Annotated in this window: 21 protein-coding genes and 1 tRNA gene; 10 read left to right on the plus strand and 12 right to left on the minus strand. The window is 73.0% G+C overall.

Annotated elements, in window-relative coordinates; translation table 11 throughout:
• Nucleotides 1-27: 27 nt before the first annotated feature.
• Entirely contained in the window at nt 28-456 is a 429-nt protein-coding gene (locus tag ACTFTM_RS04750) for a Fur family transcriptional regulator (protein ID WP_449564645.1), read from the minus strand.
• A gap of 195 nt (nt 457-651) precedes the next feature.
• Between ACTFTM_RS04750 and ACTFTM_RS04755 the strand changes: the two genes are divergently transcribed.
• Nucleotides 652-1,134, plus strand: a complete 483-nt coding sequence (locus ACTFTM_RS04755; RefSeq protein WP_449566537.1) for a DUF2231 domain-containing protein — start codon at nt 652-654, stop codon at nt 1,132-1,134.
• A gap of 38 nt (nt 1,135-1,172) precedes the next feature.
• Here the strand turns inward: ACTFTM_RS04755 and ACTFTM_RS04760 are convergent, their stop codons facing one another.
• The gene (locus ACTFTM_RS04760; protein WP_449564646.1) at nt 1,173-1,499 is read right to left on the minus strand and encodes a hypothetical protein; all 327 of its coding nucleotides are present in this window, start codon (nt 1,497-1,499) and stop codon (nt 1,173-1,175) included.
• Between the two features lie 51 nt (nt 1,500-1,550).
• On the opposite strand from ACTFTM_RS04760, the gene ACTFTM_RS04765 reads away from it, so the two are divergent.
• Complete coding sequence (locus ACTFTM_RS04765) at nt 1,551-1,736, plus strand: hypothetical protein (RefSeq protein ID WP_449564647.1); 186 nt, start codon at nt 1,551-1,553, stop codon at nt 1,734-1,736.
• Nucleotides 1,737-1,749: 13 nt separating this feature from the next.
• On the opposite strand, the gene ACTFTM_RS04770 is transcribed toward ACTFTM_RS04765, so the two are convergent.
• Both ACTFTM_RS04770 and ACTFTM_RS04775 read right to left on the minus strand, forming a co-directional pair.
• Nucleotides 1,750-2,124: an FmdB family zinc ribbon protein gene (locus ACTFTM_RS04770; RefSeq protein ID WP_449564648.1), complete on the minus strand. Its 375-nt coding sequence runs from the start codon at nt 2,122-2,124 to the stop codon at nt 1,750-1,752.
• Between the two features lie 63 nt (nt 2,125-2,187).
• Complete coding sequence (locus ACTFTM_RS04775) at nt 2,188-2,865, minus strand: 5-formyltetrahydrofolate cyclo-ligase (RefSeq protein ID WP_449564649.1); 678 nt, start codon at nt 2,863-2,865, stop codon at nt 2,188-2,190.
• An 85-nt stretch (nt 2,866-2,950) separates the two neighbouring features.
• On the opposite strand from ACTFTM_RS04775, the gene ACTFTM_RS04780 reads away from it, so the two are divergent.
• The 6 genes from ACTFTM_RS04780 (at nt 2,951) to ACTFTM_RS04805 (ending at nt 9,699) form a co-directional block, all read left to right on the plus strand.
• Complete coding sequence (locus tag ACTFTM_RS04780) at nt 2,951-5,284, plus strand: diguanylate cyclase (RefSeq protein ID WP_449564650.1); 2,334 nt, start codon at nt 2,951-2,953, stop codon at nt 5,282-5,284.
• A 9-nt stretch (nt 5,285-5,293) separates the two neighbouring features.
• On the plus strand, nt 5,294-6,256 hold the full coding sequence (locus ACTFTM_RS04785; RefSeq protein WP_449564651.1) for a UTP--glucose-1-phosphate uridylyltransferase: 963 nt from the start codon (nt 5,294-5,296) through the stop codon (nt 6,254-6,256).
• Complete coding sequence (locus ACTFTM_RS04790) at nt 6,253-7,566, plus strand: molybdopterin molybdotransferase MoeA (RefSeq protein ID WP_449564652.1); 1,314 nt, start codon at nt 6,253-6,255, stop codon at nt 7,564-7,566. The genes ACTFTM_RS04785 and ACTFTM_RS04790 overlap by 4 nt, the downstream gene beginning before the upstream one ends.
• A 67-nt stretch (nt 7,567-7,633) precedes the next feature.
• Nucleotides 7,634-8,284: a GNAT family N-acetyltransferase gene (locus ACTFTM_RS04795; RefSeq protein WP_449564653.1), complete on the plus strand. Its 651-nt coding sequence runs from the start codon at nt 7,634-7,636 to the stop codon at nt 8,282-8,284.
• A 179-nt stretch (nt 8,285-8,463) separates the two neighbouring features.
• The gene (gene sepX, locus ACTFTM_RS04800; RefSeq protein WP_449564654.1) at nt 8,464-9,243 is read left to right on the plus strand and encodes a divisome protein SepX/GlpR; all 780 of its coding nucleotides are present in this window, start codon (nt 8,464-8,466) and stop codon (nt 9,241-9,243) included.
• 379 nt (nt 9,244-9,622) lie between these two features.
• A tRNA-Ala gene (locus ACTFTM_RS04805) sits at nt 9,623-9,699 on the plus strand.
• Between the two features lie 74 nt (nt 9,700-9,773).
• Here the strand turns inward: ACTFTM_RS04805 and ACTFTM_RS04810 are convergent.
• The 3 genes from ACTFTM_RS04810 to ACTFTM_RS04820 form a co-directional block, all read right to left on the minus strand.
• The gene (locus ACTFTM_RS04810; protein ID WP_449564655.1) at nt 9,774-10,457 is read right to left on the minus strand and encodes a lytic polysaccharide monooxygenase auxiliary activity family 9 protein; all 684 of its coding nucleotides are present in this window, start codon (nt 10,455-10,457) and stop codon (nt 9,774-9,776) included.
• Between the two features lie 145 nt (nt 10,458-10,602).
• On the minus strand, nt 10,603-11,181 hold the full coding sequence (locus ACTFTM_RS04815; RefSeq protein WP_449566538.1) for a hypothetical protein: 579 nt from the start codon (nt 11,179-11,181) through the stop codon (nt 10,603-10,605).
• Nucleotides 11,182-11,521: 340 nt separating this feature from the next.
• A complete protein-coding gene (locus tag ACTFTM_RS04820; RefSeq protein ID WP_449564656.1) occupies nt 11,522-12,220 on the minus strand; it encodes a hypothetical protein in 699 nt (232 codons plus the stop codon).
• A gap of 200 nt (nt 12,221-12,420) precedes the next feature.
• Here ACTFTM_RS04820 and ACTFTM_RS04825 point away from each other — a divergent pair, with 200 nt between their 5' ends.
• The gene (locus ACTFTM_RS04825) at nt 12,421-13,437 is read left to right on the plus strand and encodes a hypothetical protein (protein WP_449564657.1); all 1,017 of its coding nucleotides are present in this window, start codon (nt 12,421-12,423) and stop codon (nt 13,435-13,437) included.
• Nucleotides 13,438-13,489: 52 nt separating this feature from the next.
• On the opposite strand, the gene ACTFTM_RS04830 is transcribed toward ACTFTM_RS04825, so the two are convergent.
• Together ACTFTM_RS04830 and ACTFTM_RS04835 are read right to left on the minus strand one after the other, a co-directional pair.
• Nucleotides 13,490-14,332, minus strand: a complete 843-nt coding sequence (locus ACTFTM_RS04830; RefSeq protein ID WP_449564658.1) for a DUF4352 domain-containing protein — start codon at nt 14,330-14,332, stop codon at nt 13,490-13,492.
• Nucleotides 14,333-14,460: 128 nt separating this feature from the next.
• On the minus strand, nt 14,461-15,117 hold the full coding sequence (locus tag ACTFTM_RS04835; protein ID WP_449564659.1) for a 4'-phosphopantetheinyl transferase family protein: 657 nt from the start codon (nt 15,115-15,117) through the stop codon (nt 14,461-14,463).
• Nucleotides 15,118-15,300: 183 nt separating this feature from the next.
• Here ACTFTM_RS04835 and ACTFTM_RS04840 point away from each other — a divergent pair, with 183 nt between their 5' ends.
• Nucleotides 15,301-15,570, plus strand: a complete 270-nt coding sequence (locus ACTFTM_RS04840; protein WP_449564660.1) for a hypothetical protein — start codon at nt 15,301-15,303, stop codon at nt 15,568-15,570.
• Nucleotides 15,571-15,626: 56 nt separating this feature from the next.
• Here ACTFTM_RS04840 and ACTFTM_RS04845 read toward each other — a convergent pair whose 3' ends face one another.
• The 3 genes from ACTFTM_RS04845 to ACTFTM_RS04855 form a co-directional block, all read right to left on the minus strand.
• Nucleotides 15,627-16,409, minus strand: coding sequence for a peptidase (locus ACTFTM_RS04845; RefSeq protein ID WP_449564661.1), 783 nt, complete (start codon nt 16,407-16,409; stop codon nt 15,627-15,629).
• Nucleotides 16,409-17,701 (minus strand): VWA domain-containing protein, encoded by a 1,293-nt coding sequence (locus ACTFTM_RS04850; protein ID WP_449564662.1) that lies wholly within the window; start codon nt 17,699-17,701, stop codon nt 16,409-16,411. The genes ACTFTM_RS04845 and ACTFTM_RS04850 overlap by 1 nt, the downstream gene beginning before the upstream one ends.
• A 370-nt stretch (nt 17,702-18,071) precedes the next feature.
• Nucleotides 18,072-19,787 carry a dolichyl-phosphate-mannose--protein mannosyltransferase gene (locus ACTFTM_RS04855; RefSeq protein ID WP_449564663.1) on the minus strand — a complete coding sequence of 572 codons (1,716 nt, stop codon included), beginning with the start codon at nt 19,785-19,787 and terminating at the stop codon, nt 18,072-18,074.
• Nucleotides 19,788-19,801: the final 14 nt, after the last annotated feature.

The following is a 19,801-nucleotide window of genomic DNA, read 5'->3' on the forward strand; positions in this document are numbered from 1 at the left end:
CGGCCCGTTCTCGGCGGCGGGGAGGGGTCAGCCGTCGGCGGCGCGGCGCGACTGACAGCTCGGGCAGAGACCCCAGAAGGTCACCTCCGCCTCGTCCACCTCGAAGCCGTGCGCGACGCCCGGCTCCAGACAGGGCGCGCTGCCGACCGCGCAGTCGATGTCGGCGATCTCGCCGCACCCCCGGCAGACCACGTGATGGTGGTTGTCGCCGACGCGTGCCTCGTACCGGGCGGGGCTGCCCGCCGGCTCGATCCGGCGGGACAACCCGGCTCTGCTCAGCGCCCCCAGCACGTCGTAGACGGCCTGGGTGGAGACCGAGTCGAGGCGTTCGCGGACCCGCCGGGTGATCTCGTCGACCTCCAGGTGCCCGCCGTCGGCGAGGACGTCCAGCACCGCGAGGCGCGGTCGGGTGACACGCAGGCCCCTCGATCGCAGTAGTTCCTCACCTCTGGACACGCGCCAATGACAGCACGGACGCCCAGCGACGACAACCGTCACCCGAGGGCGGTGGTCACGAACACAACTCGTGAAGATCGATCCGGCTGCTGAACCTCAGCGCCGCCGTGCGCGTGTCTTTCGGGGGAGAGCCCGGGGACGACCGGCAGTTCGTACGCTGGCGGTCCCGTGACCGTGATCCGCCTGGAGGTGGCGATGTTCGAGGAGATCCTCGGTCTACCGACGCACGTCTTCGTCGTACACGCGATGGTCGTGTTCGTCCCCCTGCTGGCGGTGCTGGCCATCGCGTACGTGGGGCTGCCGGGCTGGCGGCGTCGGCTGGACTGGGCGCTGGGCATCCTCGCCGTGGTGACGCCGGTGACCGCCTTCGTGGCGATCGAGTCCGGTGAGGCGTTCACCGACGCCCTGGTCGCCCGCGGGTACCAGGGCCAGATCCTCGACCAGATCTTCGAGCACTCGCGCTACGGCGACATCCTGTTCCGGATCGTGGTGCCCCTGGGGATCGTGGCCATCGCGCTCCTCGTGGCGACCAGCGGACACCCCCGGGTGCCCCGATTGCCGGCGCTGGTGACGCCGGTGCTGGCGGTGGCGGCCGTCGCGCTGTCGCTCGCCGCGCTGGTCTACGTCTACCTGACCGGTCACTCCGGCGCCGAGGCCGTCTGGGGCACGACCCTCTGACGCCGCCCGCCGGTCGGAGCAGGCCGGCGGCGAGGCGGTCAGAAGACGATCCGCGAGCAGAGCAGGCAGACGAGGGCCACCACCACCACGGCGGCTGCGGCCCCGAAACCGTAGGTGACCCGCTGCGACCGCTGCTCCGCCGCGTCGAGGGCGGCCGTGTCCTGAGGTGGCAGGCGTCGTGGCGGCGCCGGCTCCAGGTGTACGGGGGGACGCCAGCCCGCCGGAGGCGGCACGCTCGGGGGCGGTCCCGTGTACCCGCCGGTGGGTGGTGTGGCGGGCGGCGGTTGATCCGCCGCCGGGCCGTCGCCGGGCCCGGGTCGACGCCAGTAGTCGTCCGGGGTGCTGGCACCGCTGGGGGTCGTCACGCCGTCCGACGCTACCAACGGCGCCGGCGGCCTGCGCTAGTCTTGCCGCTCGTGAGCACCGAGGACCCCGGCGCCGCGGTCGCGCGCGGCGATGACGACCGCACGGTCGACCTGAGCGACGACTTCGTCGTGTTGCCCGAGCAGACCTCGGACGACACCGACCACGGCTGGGGCGAGCCCAGCGGCGGCGGCAACGACGACTGGCTCCTCGCCCAACGCCCCCCGCACTGGGACTGAGTCCCGGGCGGTGTCAGGAGGCCGAGCTGGCGGCCGCCGCCTTGCCGCCGCCCGATCCACCGGACGACGAGGACGACCCGGACGACGAGGACCCGGACGACGAGGTCGAGGACGACCCGGACGACGAGCCGGAGTCCCCACCCGAGGACGAGGACGACTCGGACTTGGCCGGCTTGCTCGCGGCGCCGCCGGCCGACGTCTCCGACCCGGACGCGCGGGAGTCGGTGCGGTAGAAGCCCGAGCCCTTGAAGACGACGCCGACGGAGTTGAAGACCTTGCGCAGCCGCCCCTGACACGCCGGGCACTCGGTCAGCGGCTCGTCAGAGAAGGACTGCACCGCCTCGAGCTGGTGACCGCACGCGGTGCAGGCGTACTGGTACGTAGGCACGTTCTCCTCCGGTATCTGGACTCGGCCAGTTGGCACTCGACGTATTCGAGTGCCAATGGTGCGTCATTCGGGCCGGGTTCGTCCAGCGGACGTGTGGGGCGCGACACCCTGCGCCGTACCCTGGCCGCCGTCAAGCGTACGCATCCCGCCGGACGGGGTGACCACCGCGCGGACCGGACGGTCGTGCGGCTCGATGGGCAGCGCCTCGACCAGCTCACCGTCGTGCAACGGCACCACGGTGAGGCTCGCCGTGGGCACCCGTGCCAGCGCCCGGTCGTAGGAGCCTCCGCCGCGGCCCAGCCGCCGGCCGTGGTGGTCGACGGCGAGCGCCGGCACGACCACCAGCTCCGCGCCGGAGACCGCGGCCACGCCGAGGCGGGGGCCGACCGGTTCCCGGATGCCCCGGCCGGCGGCGGCCAGCGCGTGTGGACCGGTGTACGCCGCCCAGTCCAGGTCGAGATCCGGGCGGAGCACCGGGAGCAGCAACTCGCCCCCGGCCGGTAACGCCCCGCGCAACACCTCCGCGAGGTCGGCCCCGCCCGGCTCGGAACCGACCGGCACGTACGCCGTCATCCGGTGCGGACGCAGCCGGCGCACCAGGGCGACCAGCTCGGCCTGCACACGCCCGGCCGCCTCGACCCGCGCCGCGGCGTCCAGGGCCCGACGACGGGCGAGCAGCCGTACCCGGGTGTCCCGCTTGTTCACCCGCGTCACTTCCGCTTCATCAGAAAAATCTGACACGCAACACTCCTGACGCAACGCCACTCCCACGGTTGCTCTGTGTCAGCATCGCAAGCAACGGAGGCGGAACTTCCGGGGGGACCGAGTGACGCTACGCGGGCGGTTGACGGCAGCCTTCCTCGTGGTGGTGCTCGGCCCGGTCCTGCTCGGGGCGTTCTTCGTCGCCTCCACCGTCACGGCCGTCGACCGCACCCGCTCCACCGAACGCCTCGCCGTGGCGGCGTCCGCGGTGCGTACCTCGGTCGACGCGCTCTGCCAGCAGCTCCGTGCCGCCGCTGACGCGGTCGCCCTCACCGGTGATCCGGCCGTCGTCGCGGGCCAGCTCGTCGGTCGCGGTCTGGCCGCGGCAGTGCTGGTCAGCGACGTCAGCGGGCGGGTCACGTACGTCTCGCCGGGCGCGCCGTCGACACCCTGGTGGGACTGTGCGGAGCCGGCCGCCGCGACGTCCGGCCCGGTCCGCGCGCTGGCGGCCCGCGTCGACCGTCGGGACCCGGCCGGCACCCTGTTGGGCAGTGTGGCCGCCGCGCAGCTCGTCGACCCGGCCTTCGTGGCGCGGCTGGCGGCGGTGAGCGGAGTCGCGGTCACGCTGCTCGACGGCGGCGCGAGCGCCGTCCGGTTCACGCACACCACCGAGTCCCGCGAGGTACGCGACGGGGTGCTGGCCGCCGCCGGTCACAGCACCGGCGAGCGGGTCACCGAGACCACCAAGGGCCGGTACGTGCGGCGGATCGGGCCGTCCGTGGGCCAGCCGCTGCCGCTCGTGCTGTCGGTGCCGAGCACCAGGCCACCGGGGTTGCACGTCACGTTGGCCGGGGTGGTCGTCCTGGCCGGGCTGCTCGCCGTGCTGACCGCGTGGCGCCTGGCCCGGGTGACCACCCGGCCCCTGGTGGAGTTGGCCGGCGCGGTCGACCGGGTGGCGCACGGCGACCTGACCGCCCGGGTGCCGGTGCGCGGCCGGGACGAGCTGGGCCGGCTCGCGGAGGCGTTCAACCGGATGACCCGCGAGACCGGTTCGTACGTCGCGGCGCTGACCAGCAGCCGTGACCAGCTCCGCGGGCATCTGGCGGTGCTCGGCGACACCCTGGCCAGCACCCACGATCTGCAACGCATCCTGCGGGTGATCCTGCACAGCGCCATCGCGGCCACCGGCGCGCGGGCCGGCGCGGTGCTGCTGGTGGAGGCCGGCGGGATGCTGGTCGCGCAGTGCAGCGAGGGTCTGGACGGGCGCTGGCCCGTCCCGGACCCGGACGGGCCGCAGACCCTGCGGGTGCCGGTGGGCGTCGGTGTGGTCGGCGCGGTGGCCGCGACCGGCGAGCCGCAGCGGGGACGCGTGGAACCGACCGAGGCGCCGATCGGCGAGCCGCGCTGCCGCACCTACGTGGCGGTCCCCTTCGCCGCCCCGGGCACGACCGGGCTCGGCGGCGGCCCGACGCCCACCCCGGCCGGCGAGAGGGCTACCGATGACTCGGGCGCCCCGGCGGCGGCCCTCGGCGTGCTGGCGCTCTACGACCGGGTGGGCGCGGACGAATTCGACGACGACGACCTGGTCACCCTGCGCACCTTCGCCGGGCACGCGGCCGTGGCGGTGGAGAACGTACGGGTGCACGAGGAGGCCCAGCGGCTGTCCCTCACCGATCCGCTCACCGGGCTGTGGAACTACCGCTACCTGCGCGAGTCGATCCGACGGGAGGTCGAGCGGGCCAGCCGGTTCGGCCGGATGCTCAGCGTCCTCGCCCTCGACCTCGACCGCTTCAAGGACGTCAACGACACGTACGGGCACGCGGCGGGGGACACCGTGTTGGCGGAGTTCGCCCGGCGGGTACGCGGGGAGATCCGCGAGGTGGACCTGGCGTTCCGGCAGGGCGGGGAGGAGTTCGTGCTGCTCCTGCCGGAGACCGACGCCCGGGGCGCGGCGATCGTCGCGGAGCGGCTGGGCGCGGCGGTACGCGAGACGCCGATCGCCGTCGAGGCGTACTCGGGGCCGATCGTGGTCACCGTGTCGGTGGGCATCGCCGTCTATCCGGACCACGGCAGCACCGGGCGGGAGGTGCTGGAGGCCGCCGACGACGCCCTCTACGTGGCCAAGGCCGCCGGCCGGGACACCTACCGCGTCGCGGAGGTCCGCCCCGACGTGCCGACGCGGGAGATACCGGTGCCGGCCGGCGCGGTCAGCCCACCCGACGGGCTGCCCAGGGCCGGCCGGTCCGTGCAGGTCCCGCGGGAGCCGGGCGGCCACGCCCGGTCGGAGTCGGCCGCGGGCGTACCCGAATCGAACCGGTCGGTACCCGCGCACGCGCGGCCGGAACCGGCGGACGGCCCGGCGGACGCCGCGCGGACCGGCCCGGACGCGGCGCGGCCGGGGCCGGGCGGCGGCGCGTCTTCTGGGCCACACCCGCCGCGGCAGAGCCGTGGCCGATAGTCTCGCGGCATGTCGGAGCACTCAGCGAACCCCTCAGCGACGGTCGCCGCAACCGGCCGTCCCCTGGCGGTCAAGGCCGTCATTCCGGCCGCCGGACTGGCCACCCGCTTCCTGCCGGCCACCAAGGCGGTTCCCAAGGAGCTGCTGCCGGTCGTCGACCGGCCGGTGCTGCAGTACATCGTCGAGGAGGCCGCCCAGGCCGGCATCGGCGACGTGTTGCTGATCACCGGTCGGGGTAAGACGTCGATGGTGGACCACTTCGACCGGCGCCCGGACCTGGAGACCAGGTTGGCGGAGAAGGGCGACGACGAGCGGCTGGCGGCCGTGCGTCGGCCCGGTGAGCTGGCCGAGATCTACACCGTCCGGCAGCCGGAGCAGCTCGGGCTCGGGCACGCGATCGGGTACGCCGAGGCCCACGTGGGCGACCAGCCCTTCGCGGTGCTGCTCGGTGACGAGTTCGTGAAGCCGTCCGAGCCGCTGTTGCCGGCGATGCTGGAGTTGCAGGCCCGCACCGGCGGCGTGGTGCTCGCGTTCTTCGAGGTCGACCCGGCCGACACCAAGCGGTACGGCATCGCCTCGGTCGAGCCCGCCGAGGCGGACCTGACCGACATCGGCGAGGTCGTCAAGGTGACCGGCATGGTGGAGAAGCCGCAGCCGGAGGACGCGCCGAGCAACCTGGCGGTGCTCGGCCGGTACGTGCTGCCCGGCACGATCTTCGACGCGATCCGGCGGACCAAGCCGGGCAGCGGGGGCGAGATCCAGCTGACCGACGCGATGGAGCTGCTGCGCACCGAGGGCACCCCGGTGCACGCGATCGTCTACCGGGGCACCCGCTACGACACCGGTATGCCGCTGGGCTACCTCCAGACCGTCGTGCAGATCGCCGCCGAGCGTGCGGACGTCGGCACCGAGTTCCGCGCCTGGCTGGCCGACTTCGTCAAGGCCGACGCGGCAGGCGGATCTGGTACATGACCGCGACGGCCGACGCCGAGGCGGCCGCGAACGAGTTGACGCCGCTCGCCGACTACCTGGGCAGCGTGCTGCGCAGGTTACGAGCGCTGCCGCCACTCGACCTCGACCTCACCCAGGCGCACGGCAACGTCCTCGCCGAGGACGTCGTCGCGCCGCACGCCTTCCCGGCCTTCGACCAGGCGGCCGTCGACGGGTACGCGGCCCGCTGGGAGGACATCTCCGGAGGGGGTCGGGGTCCGAGCTACGTCCCCGCCCCCTCCGGCACTCCCGGCGGGCGGAGCATCCGGCTCAACGTGGTCGGCGACCTGGGCGCTGCGAGCTGGCGTCCGGTGCGGCTCACCCCGGGCTCGTGCTTCTCGGTGGCCGCCGGGGCGCCGCTGCCGGTCGCCGCGGACGTGGTGGTGCCGGTGGAGTGGACCGATCAGGGCATGGCCGCCGTCGAGATCTTCCGCACCCCCAAGCGGGGGTACGGCGTCCGCCGCGCCGGTGAGGAGTTGCCCGCCGGCACCCTGCTCGCCCGCGCCGGCACGTACGTCTCCCCGGCCCTCGTCGCGGTCTTCGCGGCCACCGGCATCGGCCACGTGGTGGTCCGGCCGAGTCCACGGGTGGTCATCGTGGCGACCGGGGACGAGTTGGTCGACGTGGGCCGCGGCAGCCAGCCCGGTCAGGTGGTGGACGCCAACTCGCACGCGCTGACCGCCGCCGCGGCCGAGGTGGGTGCCCTGGCGTACCGGGTGGGCATCTGCGACGACGACCCGGAGGGGTTGCGCGGCCTGCTGGAGGACCAGACCCTGCGCGCCGACCTGATCATCACCACCGGCGGGACCGGCACCGGCCCCGGGGACATGGTCCGGCGGATCCTGTCCCGCCGCGAGGGCGGCCGGGCCGGGCCGGTGACCTTCACCGACGTGGCGCTCTACCCCGGTACCGCCCTCGGGTTCGGCACCGTCGGCGCCGAGGAGGTGCCGGTGGTCTGCCTGCCCGGCGACCCGGGCGCCGCGCTGATCGGCTTCGAGGTGCTGGCCCGACCGGCGATCCAACTGCTCGCCGGCGCCGAGCCGGTGTTCCGTCCCAGCGTCCGGGCGCACCTGCTGGAGACCGTGTCGTCCCCGGGCGGGCTGCGCGAGTTCCGGCCCGCGCACGTCGCCGAGCGACGCGGCGGCGGCTACACCGTGCAGCCGCTGCGGGGAGGTCCGTTCACCCTCTCCGGCCTCGCCGAGGCGAACGGGCTCCTGGTGCTCGGGGAGCGGGTCACCACCGCCGCCGCCGGCTCCACCGTGGACGTCCTGCTGCTGGACCGCCGTCGGTGAGATCCCCCGGGCGGGATGTCGAGGGTCCACTTGCGCGCGAACCGGTCCCGCGCGGGAGACTGTGCGGGTGAGTCTCTTCGGACCGGTCCGTGCGCCCGGCTGGCCGGCGGTGCTGGTCGACGGTCCGGTGCTGTTGCGTCCGTACCGGCGTTCCGACGCGGCGGCGTGGTCGCAGGTACGGCGGGCCAACCAGGCCTGGCTGGCGCCCTGGGAGTCGTCGCTGCCGGGTGGTTGGGACGAGCTGAACTCGCCGGCCGCGTTCCGCTGGGTGTACCGCGACCAGCGGCGCTCGGCCCGCGAGGGCGAGGGGATGCCCTTCGCGGTCTGCCTGCGTGAAGCCGACCGGGATCGGCTGGTCGGGCACCTCAACGTCGGCAGCATCGTGCGCCGCGCCTTCTGCTCCGGTTACGTCGGCTACTGGGTCGACGCCCGGGTGGCCGGGCAGGGTGTGATCCCGACCGCGCTCGCGCTCGCCGTCGACCACGCGTTCGGCCCGGGTGGACTGCACCGGATCGAGGTCAACATCAGGCCGGAGAACCGCCCGTCGCGGCGGGTGGTGGAGAAGTTGGGCTTCCGCGAGGAGTCGTACCACGTGCGCTACATGCACATCGACGGCGCGTGGCGTGACCATATCGGATACGCGATGACGAGCGAGGAAGTCGCCGCCGAGGGCGGTCTGCTGGCCCGCTGGCACCGGATCCGCGCCACGGCGCGGTAGCGGCTGTCCCACGGACGGGATCGGCGCGGCGCAGCGGTATCCCGGACGGTGCACCGTAACCTCAAGTAACTGCAAGCTGCGGCAAGCGCTCACCGCCCGGACGATCCACGCGCTCAGGCGTGTTCGGTGGAAGATCCTGCGGTCGGGGAGCGGTTGCTCCGAATTCGGTGACGGGAGGGGTGAGGGTGCCGACCTCGGTGCTCCTCGCCGTCCTCGCCGCCGCCGGCCTGCTCGCCCTGGCTCCGGCGCTGGTTCGCCGGTACGACGCCACCGAGCGGCTGGTGGCGGAGCGGGCGCAGTCGACGGCGCGGGTGCTCCAGCGCCGCCGGCGGCGTCGCACTGTGCCGGGACGCCAGCCCGTCCATCCACCCCGCTCGCTCGTCGTCACGCTCAGTGAGGATGTGGCTACGGGGAAGTTGGCCGCACCGGTCTCCGCACCTCCGGCGGCACGCCGCTCCGGTCGACTGCGCGCCGTGCCGGCAGCCCCGAAGCGGCCCCGCCGTCGTCCGCCGCGCCGGCAGCACACCCCCGCCGTGTACCGGCGACGCCGCGTCCTCGCCGCGCTGCTGCTGCTCAACGTCGTCGAGCTGATCGGCGTGCTGTTCGTCAGCCCCGGCTTCTGGATCGGCTTCTCGGTCACCTTCATGCTGCTGGCCGTGTACGTCGTACACCTGCGTCGGCGGGCCCTCGCCGCCCGTCGTCGGCGTCGCGCCCGGGCCCGGGAGGCGGCGTGGTTGGCCGCTCGCCAGGCGGAGGTCCGCCGCGAACAGGCCCGTCGCGCGGCGGCCCGCCGGGAGGCGCAGCGCCGTCTGGCAGCCCAACGCGAAGGGGTACGCCGAGCCGCCATGGGCCTCGACCGCCCCGCGGACCTGCCGGCGGCGGTCAACGGCGGCTCGGTCTCGTACCGCCGCTCGGGTGGCCTGCGCGGCCGCCCCTACGAGGCCGGCCGCGGCGCCTGACCATGCGCACGCCGGCTGTCGCTGGGCCTGCGTCGGCTGTCGCCGAACCCGGGTCGGCCCTCGCTGGGCCTGGGGGCGCTTGATCGACTCCAGATCGCCGAAGTTGGGGTGTCGCCGCGCGTTGATGCCCCCATATCGGCGATGTCGAGTCGATCAAGGCGGGTGTGGGGTCCGGGCGGCGCTTGATCGACTCGGCTTCCGGGAAGGTGTGGTGTCTGGGTACCCGGGATGCCCCGGTTTCCTGGACGCCGAGTGGATCTCGGACGCGGCCGGCGCGGCGCACCGGGGGTGGATTCGCGGTGGAGGCGGGCGACCTGTTAGCCTTGCTGCCGGCCCGCCCGGTGTAAGCCGGGTGGGACCGAAGCCGGTTCGCCGGTGGGGGGCTGTGGCGCAGACTGGTAGCGCACCTCGTTCGCATCGAGGGGGTCAGGGGTTCAAATCCCCTCAGCTCCACCAGCAGGGCAAGGGCGGGTTCCCCGGGTGACCGGGAACCCGCCCTTGCTGTGTGCCGTGGCTGTCGAGTCCTACCGTCAGCTGACGGTGATGTCGCTGCACCACATGTACGTCTGGTCCATGTGCGACGCCTTCCACAGCACGAACAGGATGTGGTTCCCGCTGCGCGAGGACGGGATCGTGACGTTGAACGAGATGTTCTGCGCCGGCGCGTAGCGTCCGGTGGTCGCGATCAGGTCCAGGTTGCCCCACCCGAGTTTCTGGGTGGCCGGGTTGAACCCCTGCTTCGAGACGTAGACCTGGAAGAAGTCAGCGCCGTGGCTGGCCTGGTCGTACATCTGGACCGTCAGGTTGCGGCTGACCGCTGTCGACTTCCACGCTCCCGGCTGGTTGAGCGAGTCGTTGCGGGAGAGGGCGTTGCTGCACAGCTGCCCGTCCGGGGTGCGGGCCTGGAACTGGCCGCCGAGACCGTCGCGCAGCTGGCTCATCCAGTTCCACATGGTGTCGGGGTTGGCCTGGAACGCCCGGTAGCACATCGGGTCCTGCTGCTGCATCGCCGGATTCGTGTGCTGGTTGCCCCAGGTCTTCCAACACTGGTAGGCGCGAGTCGCCGGGTTGATGACGGTGCCGTGTGCCTGGGCCGCGCCGACCGAGGGCAGTGCGCCGGCCACCATGGCGAACAGCAGGACCAGCGCCTGGAGGGACCGACGGACGGTTGACCGGGGTCGCCCGCCGGATTGATCGGACTTGGTTGAACGCACGGTTCATCCTCCGTTCTCGGGGGTGATCGGGGGTGGGAACGCTCCCAAACCCACTGTTACATCCATGTGTCTAAATATCAATGCTGATCTATCTAAAATGGGATATGAGGTGGTCAGGGTGGACACCACGATCGGAGGAACCTGGTCAGAGGCCGGCTGCGGCGTCGTACCGGCGACGCTGGTCGGCCATCTCCGACTGGGTCAGCGCCTCCTTGAGCGCCAACTCCTCGTACTTGTCCGGGAACATCTGCCGTAGCCGGTCGACGAACATGACATCGGCGGTCGCCTCGACCACCTGGATGCCCGGAGGGTTGGTCGACATGTCCATGATCAGCGGGCCGGCCAGCTTGACCGCCACGTCCCAGGGGCGCTTCTTCTCGGCGACTCCGCACAGGTGGAAGCCGTAGACCGTACGCACGTCGGCCAGCGCGGCGGCGTCGGTTGGCTCGTACCCGTAGACGCGGACCCCGCAGATCACCGGCGGCTTACCCTCGGTCGCCGCCTGCTGCGCGCCGTGGCCGGCATGGTTGTGCTGCCCCGGGTCCGCCTGTTCGAGCGTCGTCCGCATCCGCGCCGTGATCTGCGCCTGCAGGTCCGCCGGCTTCGCGTCCTGGTCCGTCCGCCTGACCAGTACGACCGCGCCGGCCGACACCACCAGCAGGATCACCGCCACCCACACCAGCCGGTTCCGGTACCACCTGGCGGCATTCTCTGGGGAACTCATCATTGCCTCTCACCTCGTCGCCGGTTCCGGCGTCCTGGCGGACCGAACCGGACGCCCCGGCGGGTGCGACGTCGAGCGCGTCGGCCGTCGGGGGCACGTGTCGGGGGATGCGTACGACGGGCGCGGCCGCCTGTCGGCGAGCTGTCCGTCGTCACGGAGGTGGCCCGGCTGTGCGGCAGGCGAGCGTCTGCCCAAGCGGCGCGCTGCCGGCACTGCGCTGCTCCCGCGCTGGCCGTTCCCAGCGCGGTTGCCTCCGCGCTGCGGCGATACGAGCCATTCCAACACGTCTGGCACCAGTCTGGCAACATCGACGTACATCATTGCAAAATCGGCAGAGCGGTTAGGCGAACCGTTCGGTCGTCACGGTGATCAGCCCCTGCTGTCGCAGCAGGTTCGTGAGGTTCGTCAGGGTCGCGCGTACCGCCTCGGCTCCGCCTCCCCGCAACAGGACCGTCACGTCGAGGCTCCAGGCGAGGGTGCGGCCGACCCGTCGCAGGTCCCAGGTGAACCGGGCGCCGGCGACCTCGTGGCGACCGTCGGCGACCGAACCGGCGGTGCCGCCACCCGTCGTGCGCCAGAGACGCCGCAGAGCTGTCACCTGCTCCGCCCGCAGGTCCTTCGCGAACAGGACGCGGTACAGACGTCGTTCGTGAAAGCCCTCCGGTGGCTGGGGCGGGCCGAGTCGCAGCGGCGCGGTCGCCGCGATCGGTTGATGATCCCCGAAGTACGTCCGCAGCACGACCTCGGACGGCAGGTCACCACCCCCGAGGCGGCGGTAGGCGTCCCTCGCCTCGGCGCGTCCGGTGGGGACGACCCGGGCGAGTACGGCCGGATCGGCACGCAGGCCGCGGCTCAGCGCGGCGGAACTCCACCAGCCGCCGCCCGGCGTCCACCTCACGCTGTACAGGCCGGTGGCGCAGAAGTCGTCCTGGCGGGTGAACTCCTCGACGAGGATGCCCTCCCCGTCGTGAACGCCCGCTGCGGGCAGGATCAGGTGGTAGTCCAGCGTGTGGCTCGAACGCGGCCGATCGATGATCACCCGTCCGATCCTGGGACCACGGCGGGCATCGGGCAAGAGCCGTCCACACGGGCCGGCCAATGACCGTCCATAGCAGACGACGGGCCGCGCGAGCCAACCATGTCGCTCATCGGACAGGCCGCAACCCCGGGACGTTCCCAGGTGTCCATCTGGCATCAGTTGACGCCCGGGAACGCCGGGCTCCACACGGGGAGAAGAAGATGACCCACACCGCTCGACACCGGATGCTCGCCGGCACCGCCACCGGACTGCTGGCCGCCTCCCTCGGCATCGCCCTGTCCTCGCCAGCGACCGCCTCGCCCGCGAGGACCACCGCCCGCGCTTGCACGATCAGCACGCTGCCCTACCCGACGGACACCTACCGCGCCGACGCGACCGCCATCGACCCGTCGGGTCGCTTCGTCGCTGGCACCGCCCTGCGGGTCGGTGCCAGCGACAACCAGTACCTGATGCTGCTCTGGGACGGGCAGCAGCTCACCGAGATCCCGGCGCCGGGCCGCAACGAAGTCGAGCCCGCCGACATCAACGAGAGCGGCGTCGTGATCGGCAACGGCTGGTCGGAGAACGGTATCGCCCAACCGTGGCGTTACCGCGACGGCCGGTTCGAACAGCTGCCGACGCTGCCGTCCAGCGGCATCTCGGTTACCGCCATCAACAAGGCCGGCGACATCGTCGGCATCGGCTCGGACATCGTGCCCGGGGAGTACGTCGGGCTGCGCTGGCCGGCCGACCGGCCGGGCACGGTCGAGGTGCTCCAGGCGCCGGCGAACGCCCGGCCGCAGGGGATCACGCCGAACGGGACCATCGTCGGCTCGGCCGGGGAGTTCGCGAACTGGACCGCCTGGGTCCGTCGGCCCAACGGCCGGATCAAGCCGCTCGTCTTCCCCGGAGCCGAGTCGACCGAGATCCACGCGGCAGCGGGACACTGGGCCGTCGGCCGGGTCAGCCTCAGCAACGCTCAGGCGGCCATGGTGCGGTGGGACGTCCGGGACGGCTCTTACACGACGCTCGACCCGCAGTTGGGTCTGCTGAACGACGTCAACGCCAAGGGCGTCGTGGTCGGCGGTGACCGGGTCGCCCGCGGCGCCACCTCCCAGGTCCTGCCCGGCGGCGGCGAGCGGGTGGGCCTCGGCGCCCGGTCCATCGCCGACACGGGCACCATCGTCGGCTTCCGGAACGCCGACCGGGTGACCCCGGTCCGGTGGACCGGCTGCTGACCTGTCGAACACGTGGGGCCGGTCCGATCAGCGGGCCGGCCCCACGGGCGTGTCAGGGCCTCCAGGAGCCGGCGGTCGCGAACCGGTGCTGGTACTCCAGCACTCCCGAGGTGTCGTGCACGTCGAACACCACGCTTCCGGTACGCCTGCTGCCCGCGGCCAGGTCGTTGCCGGCCGGGATCGGCTTGCCACAGCCGGAGAAGGCGCCCGTGACCGCGTTGGTCTCAGTGCCGTCGGCGGCGACCCACTGGAAGAAGAGCGGGTTCGCCGAACCGGTGCCCTTGGTCACCGTCACCGTCACGTCGGCGATCACGAACAGGCCCTCGTCGGGCTTGAGGCCGTACGTCTTGCAGGGCTTCGTGGCGGTGTGGAACTTCGTCACGGTGATCTCGACGGTGCCGCCGTTGTCGTCGATGACGAGGGTGTCCCCGACGGACATGTTCCGGGCCTTGCCGGCGACGGACGGTACGGGCGAGGGCATCGCCCCGGCGGCCGGCTGCCCGACGTCGCCGGTGACGCCGGGGGTGGGCAGCGCCTCGGTCACATTGTTGGCGGCGTTCTTCGTGCCGATGACGACGGCCACGATGCCGCCGGCGCAGAGCAGCAGGGCGAGCACGGCCGTCGTCACCGCGACGGCGACCACGGTCCGCTGCGACGTCGTCGGCGGGACGGGCGGCGGCATCGTGAGCGGGTGGCCCGGCCCGGCGGCCTGCGGGTACGCGGCGCCGGAGTACGGCGGCGGAACCGGCCCACTGCCCGCCGCCGACCAGGGGCTGGGCGTCGCCGGCGGGACCGTCGGGTCTGCGACGGACTGCTGCGGTGTCGCCGGGAGCGGCGGCTCCGGCCTCGGCTGCTGAAGGTCCTGCGGTCCGACGGAGGGCTGGGGGTGGGTCACCGTACTCCTTGACGCCTCGTACGTGCGGTTCGGGAACCCGCCGACGCTACCGTGCGCCGCCGGGCACCCGGTCGCCGCGCCGGGCGTTGTCCCACCGTCCCCGCGGTGGCCAGCATGGACGCTGGCGGTCAGTGTGGTGCGAGGACGGCAGCGGTGCGTACCAGGCCGTCGGCGACCACGAACCGGCCGGTGATCGTGCTCGGCGGGTGAGCGGCCTCCGCCGCGTCCACCCGCGCCGCCGCGATCCGGGCGGTGAACGTCCCGGCGTCCGGGTCGATCTCCAGTCGGGCGTCGTGGAAGTCCAGCCAGGACCCGACGACCGGGTGCCAGACCTTGTAGACGGTCTCCTTGGCGCTGAAGAACACGATCGGCCACAGGACGCCGGAGGGCAGCCGCGCGCAGCTCTCCTCCTCCTCGGGCAGCAGCACGAGTCGGCGTACCCCCGCATTGATCTCGCGGTGCTGCTCGGCGTCCATACCGACGGACCGCACGACGGCGGCACGCGCCGCCGCGGCGGCGCAGTAGCCGGCGGTGTGGGTGATGGCGCCCACCACGCCCGCCGGCCAGACGGGTGCGCGGTTCGCGGCGCTGGGCACGGCCACCGGCGGCAGGCCGAGGTCGGCCATCGCCCGACGGGCGCACACCCGGCCGGCGGTGAAGTCCCGTCGACGGGTCTGCACCGCCTGCTCGCTGAGACACGCCTGCTCGGCGTCGAGGAGGTCGCCGGTCCAGTCGTCGGGCGCGGCGACGGCCACGGCGACCGTCGGCGGCAGGAGGTCACGCACGACGGGAACCTACCGCCCGGTAGCGAGGGGGTATTCGCACCACCGTCATATTTCTGACTCCCACGACCGCTGAACGTACCGCAAAGATGTAACACCGGAGGGACGCGTCGCGCTCTCCATGATGGCTCCGGGGGGACCACCATCAAGAGCTGGCCAGTCCCGTGAACATCTGGAGGACCTGCGATGAGCGATGGCGCCGAACGGCCTGGGGGTCGGGCCGACGACCACGCACCGACGACCCCGGGCTGGGACTGCGGCTCCTGCGGCGATGAGTGGCCGTGCGCCACGAAGCGCGACCGGCTGCTGGCGGAGTACGGGGGTGACCGGGCGATGCTCAGCGTCTACCTGGGGTCCTGTCTCGCCGCCGCCGCCGAGGACCTGCGGGCGGCGCCGGTGATGTCGTTGCAGGACCGGTTCATCGGCTGGCTACCCCGGGGGACGCGACGTAGCTGAAAAACGCCGGTGGCCCCGCCGGCGAACCGGGCGGGGCCACGACGCACACGGTCGGCTCAGGGCCGCCGGGGCCGCCGGGTCAGAGCGAAGCCGACCACCCCGGCCACCGCGGCGAGCACGCCGCCGATGCCGGTCCAGACCCAGCGCGAGCCGAGATCCGGCAGCCAGTCCGTCAGCGAGCCACCGTCGTCGTCGGCGTCCGGCTCCGGCGTCGGTACGGCGTTGAGCACCGTGCCCGCCTTGGTGTTCGGCACCAGCGGGGCGGCCAGCTCACCGTCGTCGGCCGAGGCGCCCCGGTCGGTGACGACGCCGACCAGCAGGTCCACGTCGATGGGTGCGCCCAGGTCCGGCTCGGGCAGGTCGGTGACCGAGAGCCGGACCACGTACGTGCCCGGCAGCGGGTCGGCCGACCACGGTTCCGCCCAGGGACGAACCTCGCGCAGGGTGCAGCCGAGCGCCACGCTCGACGCCTTGCCGTCCACCGTCGGCGTCTGCGCACCGGCGGTGCACGCCTGCCGTCGGCGCAGCCCGTCGAAAACGTCGATCGTCCACGTGGAGGCGCCGCCGCGCGCCTTCGGGAAGGTGACGGTGGCGCTGATCTCGTGGACCTGCCCGGCGGTGGCGGTGAACGACCAGTACAGGTGGTCGCCGACGGAGGCGTCCACGCGTACCGGTTGGCCGGCGGTGATCGGCGTGGCGGTGAGGAACGAGGTGCCGGCCCGGGTCACGGCAGTGGCGCCCGGAGACGGGGTGGGGGCGGCGACGGCCGCTGCGGGCAGTAGCGCGACCCCGCCGGCGGCGACCAGTGCCGCCAGCGACCGGAACAGTGCGGTACGCATCAGTTCTCCCTCCAGGTGGCGACCCACCAGCGGGTGAGCAGGCCGGCGATCAGGCCGGTGAGCAGACCTGCCACGGTGAGCAGGGCGAGCAGCGCCCAGCCACGGCCGAGATCGGGGCCGTCCGGTGCGCCGGCGGCGGCGACCACGTCGATGGTCAGCTCCACCGGCATGCCGGGCGTCGCCGCGGTGCCCGGACGTGCGGCGAACGAGTTGCTGACCACCAGGCAGACGGTGGTGGGCTCGACGGCCGGCGTCGGGCTCGCGTCGGCGGCGTCCTCGTCGGCGGCGTCCTCCTCGTCCGCCGTGGCTGACCAGCGCAGACCGGCGGAGAGCACGTCGGCTCGGCCGCTGCCGGCGTCCGCGCCCCGGACCAGTTCCCGTCCGTCGGCCGCGGTGGCCCGCAGCAGCACCCCGTAGTCCCGGTTCACCGGGCGGTCCAGCGCCATGCTCACCGACGCGCGCAGCTCCTGGCCGGGACGTACCGGCACCCGGTAGTAGCGGTGCTCGGAGAACGACTCCCGGTCGGCGTACACCCCGGGGGCGAGCAGCGGCGCGGAGCCGCAGGCGTCCGTGCCGCCGACCACGGTCGGCGCCCGGGTGTGCGTCTCGCCGGCCCGCTCGACGAGCTGCTTGATCCGGCCCGTCAGCTCGTCGGCGCTCTCCGCCGCGGTGTACGTGCCGCCGGTCGCCCCGGCGATGCAGAGCAACTGGCGGCGTACCTTCTCGTCGGGTGCGAGGCCGAGCGTGTCGACGACCAGGCTGGTGCCCTGCGCGGCCAGTTCCCGGGCCACCTGGCACGGGTCCGGTGGGGCGCAGGTGTCCTCCCCGTCGGTGATCAGCACGATCCGTCGAGTGGTGGCCCCGGTGCCCAGGTCCTGTGCGGCGGAGCGCAGCGCCAGCCCGACCGGGGTGAACCCGGTCGGCCGGAGTGTCGCCACCGCCGCCTTGGCCGCGCTCCGGTCGACCGGACCGACCGGCACGATCTGCTGGGTGTCCTGGCAGCCGACCTTCTTGTCCTTGCCCTTGTAGGTCGCGCCGAGCACCCGGATGCCGAGCTGGGTCTCCTCCGGCAGGGCGTCCACCACGTCGTTGAACGCCTGCTGGGCCACCGAGATCCGGCTGCGCCCGTCGATGTCCGCCGCCCGCATCGAGCCGCTGACGTCGAGCACCAGCTCGACCCGCGGCGGCTCGGCCACCTGCTCCTCGTCGGCCGCCGCCGGGACCGGCCCGGTCAGCGCGGTGGTCGCCAGCAGTCCGAGAAGGACGGCCGCCGATCGTCTGAAGTTGATCACGGCCCGCAGTGTAGTGAGATCCACTTTGGATGATCGTCGGGGTGCCGGGGTCGTCCCGGAAGGGCCGGAGCGCCATCGTCGGGGGCGCTGGGTCCACGTCAGGTCACCCTCGGTCAACGGCGGGAGGATAGTCCTCGGCCCGGCCGGAATCGGTCGGAAATCCGACCCAAGTTGACCCGTTGTGCCGGTGGCGCGCGGTGGTTAAGCTCTTCATGCGCGCCCCAATCGCCCGCTTCCCCCGTGGCAGGCGATCGGGGCGCGCGTCTTCGTGTAGAGCTTGTCGAGCGCGGCAAGCAAAGATCGGGCCCGTACGCGTGACGCGTGCGGGCCCGATCTGCTTCGCGCTGTGCGGCGCGTCGCCTGCCGATGCTTATATCCAGCGACCGTCGAGCCACATCCGGGCCAGCCAGTCCGAGTACGGGATCAGTTTGCCCACGAAGATCGGATAGAAGTAGGCGAAGCACAGCCCCACCAGCAGCACGTACGCCCCCGCCGCGATGCTGCCCACCAGCCGTCGTTCGTAGCCGGCCGTCCCGGGTGTCAACGCCGCCGTCTCACCCACATCGCCCTCCGCCGGGGCGATCAGCGCACCCAGCACGTACACCACGGCGAGCACCAGGAAGGGCAGCGCCGGGGCCGCGTAGAACGAGAACATCGTCCGGCCGTCGAGAGCGAACCAGAACCAGGGCAGCAGGCCAGCGGCCACGCTGAGCAGGATCGCGCCGGCCCGCCAGTCCCGGCGGGCGACGCCCAACCAGACGAGCGCCACCAGAGCGGGCAGGAACGACCACCACAGCAGCGGAGTGCCCAGCAGCAGGATCTCCGAGGCGCAGGTCGGCGCGCCGCAGGCGCCGTCCCCCGACCAGTGGAACGCGACCGGGCGGCCGAGCAGCAACCACTGCCACGGCCACGACTGGTACTTGTGCGGATCGTCGAGCTGGGCGTGGAACCCGTACGCGGCCCGGTGGTACTCGAAGAGGTTGACCAGCGGGCCGATCACCGGGGTGTCGCTGAGTGACCCCGTCGGGTACGCCGACGACGACGCCAGCCGGTAGTAGCCGTCGTCGCTGAGCAGCCACCCCGACCAGGTCGCCAGGTAGGTGCCGATCATCAGCAACCCCGCCAGCACGAGCCAGGGCACCTCGTCGAGGAAGGTGTCCCGCCAGGGCCTGCGGACGCCCGCCGACCGGCGGAGCCCGACCTCCCAGAGGATCACGAAGAGGGCGAACACCGGCACGAAGTAGAGCGCGCTCCACTTGACCGCGCAGGCGCAACCGATCAGCACGCCGGCGGCCAGCCGCCACCACGGCCACGTCCGCCAGCCGGTCGACGGCCGGCCCGCGCGGCCGGGCAGGCTGGGGTCGAGGCCCTCGTCCAACGCGCGTGCCCAGCGCCGACGCCGGGCGTCCCGGTCCAGCACCAGCGCGCCGAAGGCCGCCAGCACGAAGAACAGCAGGAAGATGTCGAGCAGCGCGGCGCGTGACAGCACCAGGTGGAAACCGTCGAGCGCGAGCAGCAGGCCGGCCGCGCAGCCGAGCACCGTCGAGCGGAACAGCCGCCGACCGATGCGGACCAGCAGCAGCACCGACAGCGTGCCGATCAGGGCCGCCGAGAACCGCCAGCCGAACTCCGGCGCGGTGGTGAACAGGTGTCCGCCGACGGACACCTTCGACTCCGCGTCCTGGTAGCCGAAGGCCCACTCGCCGACGCCGATGAGCCACTTGCCCAGCGGCGGGTGCACCACGTACGACGGGACGTTGTCCTTGTAGTTCCACTCGACGCCACGGCTGATCAGCCCGTACGCGTCCTTCGCGTAGTACGTCTCGTCGAAGATCTTGCCCTTGGGGCTGGACAGGCCGACGAAGCGCAGGATCGCCGCGATCGCCACCACCACGGCGGTGGCGAGCCACGAGTACGGGTCCATCCGGGTGTCGACGGTGGCGAACCGTCGACGGACCACGGCGGACACACCCCCGCCGTCGGTGGGCGGCGGGGCCGCCTCCGGATGGGGGCTGGGCTCGCCGGACACCTCGACCGTGTCTGCCGGGTCGGCGCTCGGGCTCTGCGCTGTCGACGCACTCGTCACCCGGCGATCGTAGG

This window comes from Micromonospora sp. RB23 (assembly GCF_053585025.1).

Excerpts from the sequence above, each read along its gene's own strand:
- ACTFTM_RS04815 (WP_449566538.1), bottom strand. The coding sequence starts at position 11,181 with ATGAGTTCCCCAGAGAATGCCGCCAGGTGGTACCGGAACCGGCTGGTG.
- ACTFTM_RS04825 (WP_449564657.1), top strand. The coding sequence starts at position 12,421 with ATGACCCACACCGCTCGACACCGGATGCTCGCCGGCACCGCCACCGGA.
- ACTFTM_RS04785 (WP_449564651.1), top strand. The coding sequence starts at position 5,294 with ATGTCGGAGCACTCAGCGAACCCCTCAGCGACGGTCGCCGCAACCGGC.
- ACTFTM_RS04755 (WP_449566537.1), top strand. The coding sequence starts at position 652 with ATGTTCGAGGAGATCCTCGGTCTACCGACGCACGTCTTCGTCGTACAC.
- ACTFTM_RS04790 (WP_449564652.1), top strand. The coding sequence starts at position 6,253 with ATGACCGCGACGGCCGACGCCGAGGCGGCCGCGAACGAGTTGACGCCG.
- ACTFTM_RS04840 (WP_449564660.1), top strand. The coding sequence starts at position 15,301 with ATGAGCGATGGCGCCGAACGGCCTGGGGGTCGGGCCGACGACCACGCA.
- ACTFTM_RS04845 (WP_449564661.1), bottom strand. The coding sequence starts at position 16,409 with ATGCGTACCGCACTGTTCCGGTCGCTGGCGGCACTGGTCGCCGCCGGC.